This is a genomic window from Kribbella pittospori (assembly GCF_004331465.1).
GTDB classification, from domain to species: Bacteria; Actinomycetota; Actinomycetes; order Propionibacteriales; family Kribbellaceae; genus Kribbella; species Kribbella pittospori.
This window is the reverse complement of sequence record NZ_SJKB01000002.1, coordinates 409,627-423,718: the sequence shown is the minus strand read 5'-3', so window position 1 is coordinate 423,718 and position 14,092 is coordinate 409,627. Positions and strand designations below refer to the sequence as shown.

17 protein-coding genes are annotated in these 14,092 nt (G+C 68.7%); 5 read left to right on the top strand and 12 right to left on the bottom strand.

Going from position 1 to position 14,092, the window contains the following annotated elements; translation table 11 throughout:
* Positions 1-90: 90 nt before the first annotated feature.
* The 5 genes from E0H73_RS08535 to E0H73_RS08515 all read right to left on the bottom strand — a co-directional run bounded on the left by E0H73_RS08535 (position 91) and on the right by E0H73_RS08515 (position 3,915).
* Complete coding sequence (locus tag E0H73_RS08535; protein ID WP_131352943.1) at positions 91-666, bottom strand: hypothetical protein; 576 nt, start codon at positions 664-666, stop codon at positions 91-93.
* Complete coding sequence (locus tag E0H73_RS08530; protein ID WP_131352942.1) at positions 663-1,817, bottom strand: L-histidine N(alpha)-methyltransferase; 1,155 nt, start codon at positions 1,815-1,817, stop codon at positions 663-665. The genes E0H73_RS08535 and E0H73_RS08530 overlap by 4 nt, the downstream gene beginning before the upstream one ends.
* Positions 1,818-1,955: 138 nt before the next feature.
* A complete protein-coding gene (locus tag E0H73_RS08525) occupies positions 1,956-2,156 on the bottom strand; it encodes a cold-shock protein (RefSeq protein WP_131352941.1) in 201 nt (66 codons plus the stop codon).
* Positions 2,157-2,395: 239 nt separating this feature from the next.
* The gene (locus E0H73_RS08520) at positions 2,396-2,575 is read right to left on the bottom strand and encodes a hypothetical protein (RefSeq protein WP_131352940.1); all 180 of its coding nucleotides are present in this window, start codon (positions 2,573-2,575) and stop codon (positions 2,396-2,398) included.
* The gene (locus E0H73_RS08515) at positions 2,572-3,915 is read right to left on the bottom strand and encodes a PspC domain-containing protein (RefSeq protein ID WP_131352939.1); all 1,344 of its coding nucleotides are present in this window, start codon (positions 3,913-3,915) and stop codon (positions 2,572-2,574) included. Before E0H73_RS08515 ends, E0H73_RS08520 begins: the two co-directional genes overlap by 4 nt.
* A gap of 183 nt (positions 3,916-4,098) precedes the next feature.
* On the opposite strand from E0H73_RS08515, the gene E0H73_RS08510 reads away from it, so the two are divergent.
* Positions 4,099-5,646 carry an ATP-binding protein gene (locus E0H73_RS08510; protein ID WP_131352938.1) on the top strand — a complete coding sequence of 516 codons (1,548 nt, stop codon included), beginning with the start codon at positions 4,099-4,101 and terminating at the stop codon, positions 5,644-5,646.
* Positions 5,643-6,284 carry a response regulator gene (locus E0H73_RS08505; protein ID WP_131352937.1) on the top strand — a complete coding sequence of 214 codons (642 nt, stop codon included), beginning with the start codon at positions 5,643-5,645 and terminating at the stop codon, positions 6,282-6,284. The genes E0H73_RS08510 and E0H73_RS08505 overlap by 4 nt, the downstream gene beginning before the upstream one ends.
* A 53-nt stretch (positions 6,285-6,337) precedes the next feature.
* Here E0H73_RS08505 and rpsR read toward each other — a convergent pair whose 3' ends face one another.
* Entirely contained in the window at positions 6,338-6,580 is a 243-nt protein-coding gene (gene rpsR, locus E0H73_RS08500; protein ID WP_131352936.1) for a 30S ribosomal protein S18, read from the bottom strand.
* Positions 6,581-6,719: 139 nt separating this feature from the next.
* Between rpsR and E0H73_RS08495 the strand changes: the two genes are divergently transcribed.
* Positions 6,720-8,042, top strand: a complete 1,323-nt coding sequence (locus E0H73_RS08495; RefSeq protein ID WP_131352935.1) for a C1 family peptidase — start codon at positions 6,720-6,722, stop codon at positions 8,040-8,042.
* Positions 8,043-8,052: 10 nt separating this feature from the next.
* On the opposite strand, the gene E0H73_RS08490 is transcribed toward E0H73_RS08495, so the two are convergent.
* Together E0H73_RS08490 and E0H73_RS08485 are read right to left on the bottom strand one after the other, a co-directional pair.
* Positions 8,053-8,784: an alpha/beta fold hydrolase gene (locus tag E0H73_RS08490; RefSeq protein ID WP_131352934.1), complete on the bottom strand. Its 732-nt coding sequence runs from the start codon at positions 8,782-8,784 to the stop codon at positions 8,053-8,055.
* Positions 8,785-8,824: 40 nt separating this feature from the next.
* Entirely contained in the window at positions 8,825-9,553 is a 729-nt protein-coding gene (locus E0H73_RS08485) for a PIG-L deacetylase family protein (protein WP_238163891.1), read from the bottom strand.
* A 58-nt stretch (positions 9,554-9,611) separates the two neighbouring features.
* Between E0H73_RS08485 and E0H73_RS08480 the strand changes: the two genes are divergently transcribed.
* The gene (locus E0H73_RS08480) at positions 9,612-10,742 is read left to right on the top strand and encodes a serine hydrolase domain-containing protein (RefSeq protein ID WP_131352933.1); all 1,131 of its coding nucleotides are present in this window, start codon (positions 9,612-9,614) and stop codon (positions 10,740-10,742) included.
* Here E0H73_RS08480 and E0H73_RS08475 read toward each other — a convergent pair.
* Both E0H73_RS08475 and E0H73_RS08470 read right to left on the bottom strand, forming a co-directional pair.
* A complete protein-coding gene (locus E0H73_RS08475; RefSeq protein WP_131352932.1) occupies positions 10,722-11,330 on the bottom strand; it encodes a ClpP family protease in 609 nt (202 codons plus the stop codon). The genes E0H73_RS08480 and E0H73_RS08475 overlap by 21 nt on opposite strands.
* A gap of 76 nt (positions 11,331-11,406) precedes the next feature.
* Positions 11,407-12,006 carry a ClpP family protease gene (locus tag E0H73_RS08470; protein ID WP_131352931.1) on the bottom strand — a complete coding sequence of 200 codons (600 nt, stop codon included), beginning with the start codon at positions 12,004-12,006 and terminating at the stop codon, positions 11,407-11,409.
* Positions 12,007-12,103: 97 nt separating this feature from the next.
* Between E0H73_RS08470 and E0H73_RS08465 the strand changes: the two genes are divergently transcribed.
* Positions 12,104-12,481 (top strand): hypothetical protein, encoded by a 378-nt coding sequence (locus E0H73_RS08465; protein WP_131352930.1) that lies wholly within the window; start codon positions 12,104-12,106, stop codon positions 12,479-12,481.
* Here E0H73_RS08465 and E0H73_RS08460 read toward each other — a convergent pair.
* The gene (locus E0H73_RS08460; protein ID WP_131352929.1) at positions 12,478-13,359 is read right to left on the bottom strand and encodes an alpha/beta hydrolase; all 882 of its coding nucleotides are present in this window, start codon (positions 13,357-13,359) and stop codon (positions 12,478-12,480) included. The genes E0H73_RS08465 and E0H73_RS08460 overlap by 4 nt on opposite strands.
* On the bottom strand, positions 13,359-14,003 hold the full coding sequence (locus E0H73_RS08455) for a class I SAM-dependent methyltransferase (RefSeq protein ID WP_131352928.1): 645 nt from the start codon (positions 14,001-14,003) through the stop codon (positions 13,359-13,361). The genes E0H73_RS08460 and E0H73_RS08455 overlap by 1 nt, the downstream gene beginning before the upstream one ends.
* Positions 14,004-14,092 lie beyond the last annotated feature (89 nt).

The following is a 14,092-nucleotide window of genomic DNA, read 5'->3' as shown; positions in this document are numbered from 1 at the left end:
TTACGGTCCTGTCCGAAAGTGAAGCCCTGGGCATGTGGCCAAGTCAACCGCTCGGGCCAAATGCACACAGTCCATTTACGGCCTCAGCCGTTAAGACGCCGGCAGCCGGGTGAGCAGGGTCTCCAGCTTCTCCCGGGTGGCGGCGAAGTAGCTGTTCTCCCTATGCAGCGCCCGGTGGAAGGCGGCCAGCTCCTCGCTCGAGATGCTGTTGGAGAACGTGCTGATCTCGGTCAGGTCGAGCCGCCGGTTGAACAGGTTCACGGTGTCGCGCCACCGGTGCAGCAGGCCGACCAGCTCCGAGTCGCGGTGCAACCCGAGGGCTCCGGATACGAGCGCGAGGTCCACCGCGGACACCACGAGCCGCGGGTACACCTGCCGGGTCGTCGGCGTCGCCGGGGAGAACCGCTCGTCGTTCAGGAGCCGCTGGTTCTCCTGCAGTTCGTCAGCGACAGACCGGAGTACTTCGGTACGACGCTCCGCCTCGGCGGTCAGGCGCTCGACGAAGATACCGGTCAGCCCGGCGACCAGGGTGAGCGAGTTGACCGCCGGCTCCCACCGGGAGTTCTCCGGAAAGAAGAACCAGATCACGCCGAGCCCGAACGCGAGGCCGAGCAGTCCGTAGCTCAGTGCGGTGACCACGGTCCGCCGCGCACTGGCAGGGATCATGTCGACCAGATGTCGTCGGCCAGAGTGGTGGCGGCGGGGCCTTCGACGGTGCCCGGGGCGAGCAGCAGCAGGTCGAGACCGAACGGGCTGGGCCGGCGGGTGTGCCGGAATCCGGAGTGTGCGTGCTCGATCGGCGTCAGGTCACAGGCTGCGGTGAGCTTCTTCAGCCGCTCGGTGGAGAACTTGCGGGTCGTGTACAGCAGGATGGTGTCTTCCGGCTCCAGCACCACCTCGGTGTGGTCCGGCAGGCCCATCACGATCGGCTCTCCGGTGTTGTTCTGCCAGACGATCTTCACCCGCAGGGCGTCGTTCGTCTCGACCTCGCCGCGGAAGGCGATCCGGTCGTTGTCGATCTTGAGGTCGGTGTTGTAGCGCAGCGCGCTGGTGACGAACTCGGCGAACGCCCGGGTCTGGTGGTACTCGTCGGCCGCCGCGTTGGCGGCGTCCCGGTCCAGGCTGCTGGTGCTGGCCACCTCGAGCAGCAGCCGGTCCTGCGGGCGCAGCACCCGGGTGATGGTGCTGAGCACCTCCTCGTCGCTCTCGAAGTTGGCCAGTGTGTTGCCGGTCAGCGTGAACAGGATCGGGTCGTCGCCGATCAGCCGGGCCAGCATCTGGCCGAGCTCGTCCATGTTGTCGGCGATCGAGAAGTCGAGCTGCACCGGCAGCACCTGCGACATCGGGAAGCGGGCGCCGCGGACCGGCTCGAGGGTGCCCATCCGGAGCATCTCCGAGCTCATGTCGACCGGGATGTAGTACATGTTCCGGTTCTGCCGGCGCATGTCGCCGAGGATGGTGCGGTCCTTCACGCCGGTGCCGACCCCGAGGCTGACCAGGTGGAAGCCGCCGTTCTCGACGTGCGGGCGGACCTTGCGCCAGTGCCGCAGGAAGGACTCCGCGCCGGCCTTCATCACCAGGTAGAACGGATCGTTGGTGGCGTTCGCCCAGGCGATCGTCGGGCCGATACCCCAGTAGGAGAACCCCGAAGCGATCTGCTTGCCGTCACCGGTCTTCGAGTACGGTCCGCGGAGGTCGCCGGTCAGCGTCGCCAGTTTGTCGGTCTGGTCCTCGCCGACGAGCAGCAGTGACCAGGCGAAGTCGTCGTCGGCCAGCGCATGCTCAAGCCTCCGGATCACGTGTACCGGCTCTGTCACGTCTCTGACCCTCCCAAGGTGAGGTGGTCAGGTTATCGGTTGACGACTCCCCGTGCAGTCCGGAAACCGGGAAACGGCGTGGGCCGGGGGCAACAGCTTTGCGCGGTCAGCCTGTCGCGCGCGCCGACCTTCGCCCGGTCAGACCGGAGTGACCGTGTCGGCCTCGCGGCCCTTCGGCCCGTCGACGATCTGGAAGTCGACCTGCTGACCGTCCTCCAGCGTCTTGTAGCCGTCGGAGACGATCTTGCTCCAGTGGACGAAGACGTCGTCCTGTCCGTCGACGGCAAGGAAGCCATAGCCCTTGTCGGCGTTGAACCACTTCACGGTGCCGCGCACCATCGGAACTCCTTGACAACGGGGCCCGCTTCACCCGGGCCCCTCGGGTACTCGCCCAGGCCGAAGCCGATGGGCGGTCCACAAGCCTAACTGAGTCCCCGGTACCGGCCGGCCGCCAGGTGGGCGGCCGGCACCGGGGCCGACGCGGTCAGGCAGACACGCACCACCCGGCCAGCAGGATGCCACCGGCAACGAACACCAATCGGTTGCCGGCCCGGTCGCGTGACGGGGGTCTGTCGACTTCAGCCGCGGTGGGAGGCGGCGAGGCCGATGACGCCGGCTGCGACGAGCAGGAGGGCTGCGGTCAGGCCGAGGTCGTCGGTCTGCAGGACGCCGTTGTCGGTCAGCATCCAGACCGTGGCGCCGCCGGACAGGATGGTGCCCGCGATCACGCCCGGGACATCCGGCTTCGTCTTCCTCATCCGCGCTCCACTGTGATGCTGCCGAGCTTGAGGTCAAGGTCGAGGGTGACCTGCTGCGGCCCGGCCTTGCCGTCGGGGCCCAGGTCCTTGATGTTCAGTTCCGCGTTCCGGCCCTCGTGGTGCTCGTTCAGCCAGCTCACGTCACCCATCTTGGCGGTCAGGTTGCCGTCGATGTCAACGGTCTCCGGCAGTTTCACCACCACCTCGCCGACGCCGCCGTGCACCTCGACCTTCGCACCCGGTGCGAAAGTGGCCTTGGTCAGGTCCAGGTGCACCGATCCGGCGTCGAAGGTGTACGACTGCCCGGTCGCCCCGATCTTCTCACCGACCGGCGCGACGTAGTTGGTGTCGGCGAAGTTGCGCGGTACGTCGGTGAACACGGTGCTGACGATCGCGCCGACGGCGAGCAGGATGCCCAGCGGCAGCAGCGCGAAGGTCTTGCCGACGAAGCCACCGACCAGCATGCCGCCGCCCAGCGTGATCAGGCCGATGATCAGCATCGTGGCGGTCGAGGCACCGGCGGCCGCCGCGATCGCGATCGCGATACCGGTCAGCACGACGATGATCGACTTGACACCGCGCATCCCCTTCGCGGGCGGCTCGGCGTTCGCGGACCGGGCCGGCTCCGACTGCGGTCCGGCCGGCGGCTCGTCGACGTACAGGCCGAGAGGGTCGTCCTCGGTCCACACAGCCTGGACCGGTTCGACGGTGCGGTCCTGGGGTCTCTGTGTGGCCGAGGACGACGGACCCGTCGGGGGAGCTGACGGGCCGTTCTGGGGAGGCATGTACGCCGAGGTGCCGGCCATCGGCTCCTGGTTGGCCGCAGTGGAGTCCTGCGGACGCGGTGCGGTGGGCTGTCCGCCCTGCCACTGCATGGCCTGGCCGGTCCAGCCTGCGCGCCGGCTACGCCGATCCCTCCGGCGGTGCCGCGCGACCAGCCAGATCACGGCGAGCACGATCAGCGGCCCGGGGACCAACCGGCCGATGTTGAACGACGACATCATCGCGATGGCGACGAACACGCAGATACCGATGATGACGGGCCACAGCCACGGGTGGTCCGGCCGGACCCGGTCGCCGAGCAGACCCTGGGCCGCTGAGCGCTGGCTGCCCTCGTCGGGCATCAGCACCCAGGCGGCGATGTAGAAGATGATCCCCGGTCCGCTGATGATGAGTACCGCCATCACCACGCGGATCAGCACCGGGTCGATGTTCAGCGCGCGGCCGATCCCGCCGCAGACACCGGCCACCATCCGGTCCGACCGGCTACGCTGCCAGTTCTGCACGTCCTGCAGGCGGCTGCGGTCGAACCCACCGGGCCCGCTCGAGTTCTGCTCCATGTCATCGATACTGGCTCGCCCGGCGGCGGTACAACATCGGGGATCCCCCCTGAGCACCCCCGGAGTCGTGCCCGGATCGGGGTTGTCCCCGAGCGGACCCTGAGCCTGGCGGGTGTCCGCTGAGGAGCCGGCCCGGGACAAGCCTGCTGGTGTCGGCCCTTCCGGCGTGTGACGATCGTGGGGATGAGTCATCCAGCCGCAGCCGCGCCGTCGGGCGGGTCCTCAACGCAAGGGACCCCACCCGGGCAGCCGCCTGCGCCCGGAACCGGTCAGCAGAACGACGGCCAGTGGCAGTACAAGGGCTGGGGCCCGCAAGGACCTGGACAGTACCAAGGCCCGTACGCCGCCTACGCCGGACAGATCCCGCCGTACGCCGGCCCGCCGTACTCGGGCCAGGGCCCGTACGCCGGTCCGACCGGGACCGCGCAAGCCGGACCAGGCCAGCAGAAGGCGGCTGACGCCCCGCCGGTACGCCGGGCCTACCGCCGGACCGAGGGACGGATCATCGCCGGTGTCGCCGGTGGGATCGCGGACCACCTCGGGATCTCGGACACCGTCGTACGCCTCGTGCTGATCGCCACCACCGTGTTCGGTGGGTTCGGCGTCCTGATCTACGCCGCGCTGTGGTTCCTGATGCCGCTCGCGACCCCCGGGATGCCGACGGCGCCGGGGCTGGCCGCGCACACTCGAAGCGGACTGCGGTCCGACGAGACACCGCCACCGGTGACCGAGGCCAAGGCGCGGCGGCGGGAGAAGAGCAAGAGCCAGGTCACGGCCCTGGTCGCGATCGGAGTCGGGCTGCTGCTGCTGTTGCAGGTGGCCGGGCTCGGGATCGCCGGCAAGATGTTCTGGCCGCTGGTGTTCGCCGTCACCGGTCTGGCACTGATCTGGCGGCAGGCCGACGAGAGTCAGAAGGCTGCCTGGACCCGCGACTACGGGCGCTTCTCGTTCCTCGGCATCCTGCTCGGCAAGGGCGGCTGGAAGTCGCTGATCCGGATCGGCATCGGCCTCATCCTGCTCGGGACCGCGGTGACCGTGTTCCTGGTGCAGAACGGCCGGCTCTCGATGGTCGGCGACGTACTGATCGCTCTGCTGCTCGCGGTAGTCGGTATCGGCGTCATCGCCGGGCCGTGGGTGCACAGACTGACCCGCGACCTGAACACCGAGCGGTCCGAGCGGATCCGCTCCCAGGAGCGCGCCGACATGGCCGCGCACCTGCACGACTCGGTGCTGCAGACGCTGGCGCTGATCCAGAAGCAGGCGAACGATCCGCGCGCCGTCGCCACGCTGGCGCGGTCGCAGGAGCGTGAACTGCGGTCCTGGCTGTACGACGAGGACGACAAGACCGACCAGACGCTGGCCGGAGCCGCCAAGCGGGCCGCTGCCGAGGTCGAGGACTCGCACGGGGTTCCGGTCGAGGTGGTCACGGTCGGCGACTGCGACATGACCGAAGGGCTGTCGGCGATGGTCCGGGCCGCCCGCGAGTCGATGGTGAACGCGGCCAAGCACTCCGGTGCGGCCAAGATCGACGTGTTCGTCGAGGTGGACGGCGACCGGGCGGAGATGTTCGTCCGGGACCGTGGCAAGGGGTTCGACGTCGACGGCGTGCCGGACGACCGGCTCGGCCTGCAGCACAGTGTGTTGGGCAGAATGGAACGGCACGGCGGCCGCGCAACGGTGCGGTCCGATCCGGAGACAGGCACCGAAGTGCGACTGGAGATGGACAGATGAGCAGCAGGCGCGTTGTCGTCGTCGACGATCACGACATGTTCAGGGCCGGGGTGCGCAGCGAGATCGGCGCCTCGGTCGACATCGTCGGGGAGGGATCCGACGTCGACACCGCCGTGAAGGCGATCGTCGCGACCGAGCCGGACGTGGTGCTCCTCGACGTGCACTTGCCCGGTGGTGGTGGCACCGAGGTGATGAAGCAGGTGCACCAGCGGCACCCTGAGATCAAGTTCCTCGCGCTGTCGGTGTCGGATGCGGCCGAGGACGTGATCGGCGTGATCCGGGCCGGCGCCCGCGGCTACGTCACCAAGAACATCAGCGGCGCCGAACTGGTCGACGCGATCAGCCGGGTCGCCGACGGTGATGCGGTCTTCTCACCGCGGCTGGCCGGCTTCGTGCTGGACGCCTTCTCCGGTGCCATCGACATCGCCTCGGTCGACGAGGACCTGGACCGGCTCTCCCAGCGCGAGCGCGAAGTACTGCGCCTGATCGCCCGCGGCTACGCGTACAAGGAGGTCGCCCGGGAGTTGTACATCTCGGTCAAGACGGTCGAGACGCACGTCTCCTCGGTACTGCGCAAGCTGCAGTTGTCCAACCGCCACGAGCTGACCCGCTGGGCCACCGACCGACGCCTGGTCTGATCGCCTCGTCAAATTGCCTCGTCTAATTGCCGAGGGCAAGCAGTTGGTGACGGTCAGCGGTTGGCCGAGGTGTAGGGCAGGAGCGCCATTTCCCGGGCGTTCTTGATCGCGCGGGCGACCTGCTTCTGCTGCTGCACCGACAGGCCGGTGACGCGGCGGGAGCGGATCTTGCCGCGGTCGGAGATGAACTTGCGCAGCAGTGCGGTGTCCTTGTAGTCGATGTAGGTGATGCCGTCGCGGTCGAGCGGATTCTGCTTCGGCTTGCGCTTGCCGGTCGGGGCCGGACGTCGGGGCATCTGCGGTCCTCCTTATTTGAATGTCGTTTTCATTTAGCATAACGCAAGGCCTCGCCGGTGGCGGGTTTTGGACAGGGCATTGATTCGCCACCCCGGCGGAGGCGCTACCGGCTTGGTCGCTGTTATACCGTCGACAACTATGGAGCGGAATCTCACAGCCGAACAGCTCGCGCTCTTCGAGAAGGAGTTCGCATCGAACCCGCAGTACCGGGTCATGCAGAACGCCGTCACGCAGACGCCGGTCAACACCATCGCCCTCGACCGCCAGGTCGTCACCTCGATCGACCACTCGGTGTCGAACTTGCTGGACGACTGGAAGGTGACCAACCAGAAGAAGAGCGGCCGTTGCTGGCTGTTCGCCGGACTCAACCTGCTCCGCGCCGGCGCGGCCGGCAAGCTGGGCGTCAAGGACTTCGAGTTCTCGCAGAACTACGTCCTGTTCTGGGACAAGTTCGAGCGCTCGAACTTCTTCCTCGAGGCGATCATCGAGACCGCCGGGCGGGACGCCGACGACCGGACCGTCGCGCACCTGCTGTCCGACCCGATCGGTGACGGCGGCCAGTGGAACATGTTCGTCGCATTGGTCCGCAAGCACGGCCTGGTGCCGAAGACGGCGATGCCGGAGACCGAGAGCTCGTCGGCGACCGCGCAGATGAACGACATCCTCCGCAAGCTGCTGCGCCAGGGCGCGCGCGACCTGCGGGCGCTGGACGGCCTGGAAGCGCAGCGGTCCCGCAAGCAGGAGATCCTGACCACCGTGCACCGGGTGCTGAGCATCCACCTGGGGACGCCGCCGCAGAAGTTCCTGTGGCAGTGGAAGGACAGCGACAAGGCCTTCCACCGCGACGGCTGGACCACGCCGGCCGAGTTCGCCGCGGCGTACGTGCAGCTGCCGGTCGACGAGTACGTCTGCCTGGTGCACGACCCGCGCGAGTCCAGCCCGGTCGGCAAGACCTTCACCGTCGACTACCTCGGCAACGTCATCGACGCGCCGCCGGTGGTGTACCTGAACGTCGAGATCGACCTGATGAAGCAGCTCACCCAGGACGCGATCGTCGGCGGCGAGCCGGTCTGGTTCGGCTGTGACGTCGGCAAGCAGATGAGCGGCGACCTGGGCTTCTGGGACGCCAAGCTGTACGACTACGGCTCCGTCTACGACACCGAGTTCTCGCTCGACAAGGCCGAGCGGCTGGTGTACCACGAGACGCTGATGACACACGCGATGCTGTTCACCGGTGTCGACGTGGTCGACGGCAAGCCGCGTCGCTGGCGGGTCGAGAACAGCTGGGGCGACGAGAAGGCCGACAGCGGCTTCTGGACCATGAACGACTCGTGGTACGCCGAGCACGTCTTCGAGATCGCGGTCCGGCGCTCCGCCCTGCCGGCCGAGCTGCAGGCGCGTCTCGACGACGAGCCGATCGTGCTCCCGGCGTGGGACCCGATGGGCGCCCTGGCCGACTGAGGTTAGACCGTCAGCTGATGAGCGCCCCGGCCTCGCCGGGGCGCTCCAGCGTCGGCAGGTGCCCGGCCCACGGCAAGTCGATCCGCTCGACATTCGGCAGCCGTTCGGCCAGGTACGTCGCGCAGTCCGCGAAGAACTGGAAGTCGTGCGCACCGGTGATCAGCCGCACCGGCATGGTCAGCTTCTCCGGCTCGACGGCGTACTCCTCGTTGTCGACGTCACCTGCCGCGATCTGAAGCTCGTACGCTCGCTTCTGCATCGCCCGGAGCAGCTCCCGCGCGTCGTCGTCCGCGTCCGGCCCGATCCAGCTCCGCACCATCAGGTCCGTGGCGCCGTCGACGTCACCGGCCTCGATCAGCTCGTTCTCTTGGGCCCACACCGCGCGCAGGTCGTCCGTCGGGTGCACGTCATCCGTCGGTGCGCAGAGCAGCACCAGCCGATTGAACCGCTCCGGCTGCCGGCTCGCCGCCTGCTGTACGACGTACCCGCCGTACGACGATCCGATGGCGGCCACCGAATCGGCGCCGACCTCGTCGAGCACCGCGAGCAGATCGCCCGCGTCGGAGTACTTCGCCCCCACCTCGAGCGGAGTCTCGCCGTACCCGCGCAGATCCAGCGTGATCACCCGGTGGTTCTCCCGCAGCTCGTCGACCTGCCGCGCCCACATTCGTGCATCCGCCACGCCGGCGTGCACCAATAGCACGGCAGGCCCATCTCCAACCACCCAATGATTGATCGTCATGCCCGCACCCTGTCTCCTCGCCGACGTGCCCGCAAAGCAATTAGCGCAGCCGGATGACCGTGAAGTCCTCGGCGTAGTGGTTCGCCGGCATGCCCGCGTCGGTGGCGACCTGGGCGAAGTGGGCCCGGATCCCGGAGCGGAGGCCGTCGGGGTCGCGGTGCTGGCTGGTGTGTGACATCAGCGCGGCCAGTTTCTGGTCGAAGGTGTCGGTGATGTCGACGTAGTGGTTGATCTCCGGATGGTCCATCATCCAGAGCTCGTCGACGTCCCAGGCTTCCTCGGCCAGGTCCGGGTACGCGTACGGGTTGCCGGCGGCTGGGTAGAACGCCCGGACCGTGGCCTCGGCCGCCGCCAGGTGGTCGGGGTGCGAGACCTGCAGGCGCGACCACACCCGCTCCGGTGACTGGGTGAGCAGGCGCTGCGGACGGACCTTGCGGACGATGCGGCTGATGTCGCGGACCAGCTCGAGCGTCGGCTCGACCGCGCCGTCGACGTACCCGAGGAAGTGCAGGTCCCGGACGCCGACGTGCTGCGCGGCGGCGGTCTGCTCGGCTCGCCGTACGGCGGGAATCTCGGCACGGTCCCGATCCGGTTCGAAGCCGCCCGCCTGGCCGTCGGTGACGATGCAGTACTGCACCTCGATGCCGGCCTTGGTCCAGAGCGCCACCGTGCCGGCGCCGCCGAAGTCGATGTCGTCCGGATGGGCGACCACCACCAGCACCCGCTCGATCTCGTTGTCCGGACGCGGATTCCCCACAGGCACGCTCATCTGATCGACCCTAACTTGTCCTGCGCGGCAAGCTGGGTGACAGGGGGAGGTGAGAACGATGGATTTCGGCGGCGACTGCGAACCGCGCGACGCCGGTCTGGATGCCGACCGGCTGGGCGAGGCGGTCCAGCTGGTCCGGGGCCGTCCTGGGGTCGCGCAGCTGTGTGTGATCAAGGACGGCCGGGTGGCCGTCGACCTGTCGTTCGGTTGTCCACCTGATGCGCTCTTCTGGCTGTTCTCGGCCGGCAAGCCGTACATCGCCGTCGTGATCCACCAGCTTGTCGAGTCCGGGCGTCTGCACCTGGACGACGCGGTGGCGGCGTACTGGCCCGGGTTCGCGCACAACGGCAAACGCGACATCACGGTCCGCCACGTGCTGCAGCACCGCTCCGGCCTGACTGTTGGCAAGTCGTACCTCGGCGACGTCCGCTCGATGGCGGACTGGGGCCGCTCGCTGGAGCGGATCGAGGAAGCCGGACCACGCTGGCCGCTCGGCACTGTTGCCTACAGCCCGCTCGCCTTCGGCTTCATCCTCGGTGAGGTCGCGCACCGGTGCAGCGGTCTCCCGATCGACGAGCTGGTACGGCGCTCTGTCCTCGGACCACTGGGCGTCGCCGACACCTACCTCGGGCTGCCCGCCGACCTGTGGGACCGGCACGTCCCGGTCCGGGTGTCCGGACCCGCCGGCCCGTTCATCCAGTCGGTTCTGAATCGGCGCAGTACTCGTGAGGCCGTCGTACCGGCGGCTGGGATCTCCACCACCGCGCGGGATCTGGCCGCGTTCTACCTGGCCCTGTTGAACGGCGGGGTCGGTCCGGTCGGGCGGGTGCTGCGACCCGAGTCGTTGGCCGTGGCGGTGGAGCCGACCAGCGAGGGTGAGCTGGACCGGACCGTGCGGGCACCGATCCGGTGGTCGCAGGGCTTCCAGCTCGGCGGACCGCGGTTCCTGCCGGACGCTATCTCGTCGCTCGGCGCGACGAGCAGCCCGCGTGCGTTCGGGCACAACGGCAGCAACTGCTGTGTCGGCTGGGCGGACCCGGACCGGCGGATCGCTTACGCGCTCCTGACCGACCGGCTCGGGCGCCCGAAAGCCGACATGGCCCACCACGCCGCTGTCGCCGACGCGGTCCTCGCGGCCGCTGACTCCACCTCGCCCGGGGGCACAGCCTCAGGCGAAGGCGGCCAGTGACACCCGGTGCTGGATCACCTGGTCGACGATGCCGTACTCCTTGGCCTCTTCGGCGGTCAGCACGTGGTCGCGGTCGGTGTCGTGCCGCAGCCGCTCGATCGACTGACCGGTGTGCTCGGCCAGGATCGACTCCACCTGTCCGCGCACCCGGACCACCTCGTCGGCCTGCAGGATCAAGTCCGGGATGGTGCCCTGACCGCGGGCTGCCGGCTGGTGCAGGACCACGCGGGCGTGCGGCAGGAGGGCCCGGCGACCCTGCTCTCCGGCGGCCAGCAGGACTGCGCCCGCCGCGATCGCCTGCCCGACGCACAGCGTCGAGATCGGCGCCTGGATGTACTGCATGGTGTCGTAGATCGCGAGCATCGCGGTCATGTCGCCGCCCTCGCAGTTGATGTAGAGGTTGATCTCCTGGTCGGGCTTGTCCGCCTCCAGGTGCAGTAGTTGCGCGATCAGGGCGTTCGCCACACCCGCGTCGATCGCCGTACCGAGGTAGATGATGCGTTCGCTGAGCAGGTGCGAGTAGACGTCCATGATCCGCTCGCCCCGCGGATGCTGGGCGATGACGTTCGGGATGGTGTAAGTGCTCATCCACGTCCTCGCTTCGCTCCGGGCGCGGATGAGACACGAGATGCACTGTGCTTGATGATGAACTCACTTCGTTCGTTCATGCGGCGGCCGCCTTTGCTTTGGGCATGACTTGGTCGAAGCTCTCGACGATGTGGTCGATGAAGCCGTACGTGCGGGCCTGTTCGGCGGTGTACCAGTGGTCGTGCAGCGAGTCCTCGTGCACGGTGTCGAACGACTGCCCGGTGTCCTCGGCGATCAGGGCCAGCACGGTGTCGCGGATGTGCCGCAGGTCGTTGGCCTGGATCTCGATCTCCACCGCGGACCCGCCGATCCCGGCCGAGCCCTGGTGCATCAGGACCCGCGCGTGCCGCAGTGCGTAGCGCTTGCCCGGCGTACCTGCCGACAGCAGGAACTGCCCGGCGCTGCAGGCCAGGCCGATCGCCAGTGTGGACACGTCGCACGGCACCAGCCGCATCACGTCGCGGATCGCCAGCATCGACGGCACCGAGCCGCCGAGGGAATGGATCCACAAGGCGATGTCGGTCTTCGGGTCCTCGGCCGCGAGCGTCAGCATCTGGGTCGCCAGCAGCGTCCCGTTGTCGTCGTCGAGCTGCCCGTCCAGGACGACGATCCGCTGCGCGAGCAGCCGTTGCCGGGTGGTCTCGTTGAACAGCGGAGGTTTGTTGTCTTCAGCCATGTCCTCAACACTGACCGGGCGAACCGGCGTACCCCAGTTTTTCTGCTGACGGCAAGTCTGCTCAGAGCAAAGCTGTTCCTGTGGCAGGCTCCTGCGGGTGAATCTGGGCGACAACGCGATCCTGGTGGCGGACGACCTGTCCGATCAGGAACGCCTCCTGCTGGAACTGATGGCCACCCCGTCCGCCACGCTGCTCGGCGCGGTCTCGGACATCCTGCGCACGACGCTGTTCGGCGAGGACCCGGCCGGGTGGGTCGACATGTGGCAGGCGCGCCACAACCTGGCCCGGGTCGAGTGGCTGGACGGCCCCGAGCTCGCCCACGTCGTCGCCCACCTGGCCGCGAAGGACTGCGAGGGCACGATCGAAGGCGTCCCCGGCCTGCGCGTCACCTCGTGCGACGACCACACCGCCAAGATGCTCTGGCTAGGCGCTGCCATCCCGGTGGAACTCCACCTGACCCGCCAGCTGTCCTAACGCAGGAGCTCGGCCAACCGGTCGGAGAAGTCGGTCGGGAAGCCATGTCCCAGACCGGGCAGTCGCTCGATCGTGCAACCGAAGCCGGTCAGGCGCTCCGCGGCCTGGTCGACGGTTTCCACCAGCCCGTCGTCCGCGCCGATCAAGATTGATGCCGGAGACAACGATCCGGCCGCGGTCGTGGGAAGCTCGCGCAGCGCCGGCGCCATCGCGATGACACCGGCCACCTGGACCGGGCGAGCGGTGAGCGCCCAGTCCAGAGCCACCCGGCCGCCGGCCGAGAACCCTGCGGCGATCAGGGGGACGCCGTCCAGCTCGGTGGGCAACTGTTCGAGCGCGCGGGCGATGTCCGCGGCCGCGTGGTCCCGGTCGGGCCAGGTCCGGTACATCGGCGACATCCGCTGGGACGACTCGAGGCAGACCAACGCATGGTTCAGCGGCAGTACGCCGGCCCAGTCCCGGGCGGAGTGTGCCGCTGTCAGGCCCGCGCCGTGCAACGCCACGACCACACCCACCGGCGGCCCGTCGGGCAGCAGGACCAGAGGCGGTCGCGGATCTGCCGTGACCCGGTCTCGCGACACCTCCACCAGAGTGCGGAACTCAGGCCGTTCCCGCAGTGCGGTCAGGTCGTCGTCGTCGGTGAGGATCGACGGATGCCACCACGCACCGACCGCACTCGCGTCCTGCAGGACGCGCAACGCTGCGTCCGGGTCGCCGGTGACGGCCAGCAGGCACGCCTTGATGTGGGCCAGATCCGCGGCCCAGGCTTCGAGGCCGGGGCTCTCGGCATCGAGCAGCCCGATGGCGTCGCGACGGCGGTCCTCGTCGTACAGGACCTCGATGCGATCGACCAGAGCGTCGAACCGCGAGGTGTCCATCAGGAGTCCTCCGGGCGGATGGCGCGGCCGAGGATGTGCGGGGCGGCCGGGTTGGAACCTGTGGGCGGGAACTTGAAGTGGTCGAGCTCGGTGATGGTGAAGCCGGCGGCGGTGATGGCGGCAGCGGTGTCCCGGTGCAGATGGCAGCCGCCGGACACCCGCGGATAGATGGTCGCGTCGAGGACCTTCTGAACGGTCTCCATCCGGCCGGCTGCGGCAGCGACGTGCTCGTAGAAGCGCAGTTCGCCGCCAGGACGCAGCGCGCGGAAGGCCTCGGCCAGCGCGACCGCCTGGTCCGGGACGGAGCACAGCACCAGCGACGTCACCACGGCATCGACCGAGCCGTCCGCGAGCGGCAGGCGTTCCGCCGTACCGTTCACCACCTCGACGCGGACGTGTGCGAGCGTGGCCTGCCGTTCGGCCTTCGCGCGCAGATACGGCTCCGGCTCGACCGCGATCACGCGCGTCACCTCGGCCGGGTAGTGGGCGAAGTTGCCGCCGTCGCCCGCACCGATCTCGACGATCTCGCCGGCCAGTCCGTCCAGCAGGCGCTTGCGGTGCCCGGCCACGCCGTGCTCGTCCAGGCCAGGACGGATGCGCGCGTAGATCCGCGCGAACACCGGATGCGACCCCCGCTCACTCATCGATGCCACCCAAGGCCCATCCGTGGGGTGCTGTCAACCACGAACGCCGACACCCGATTCGAACCGGCGTTCGGTAACTGTCGGCGGGA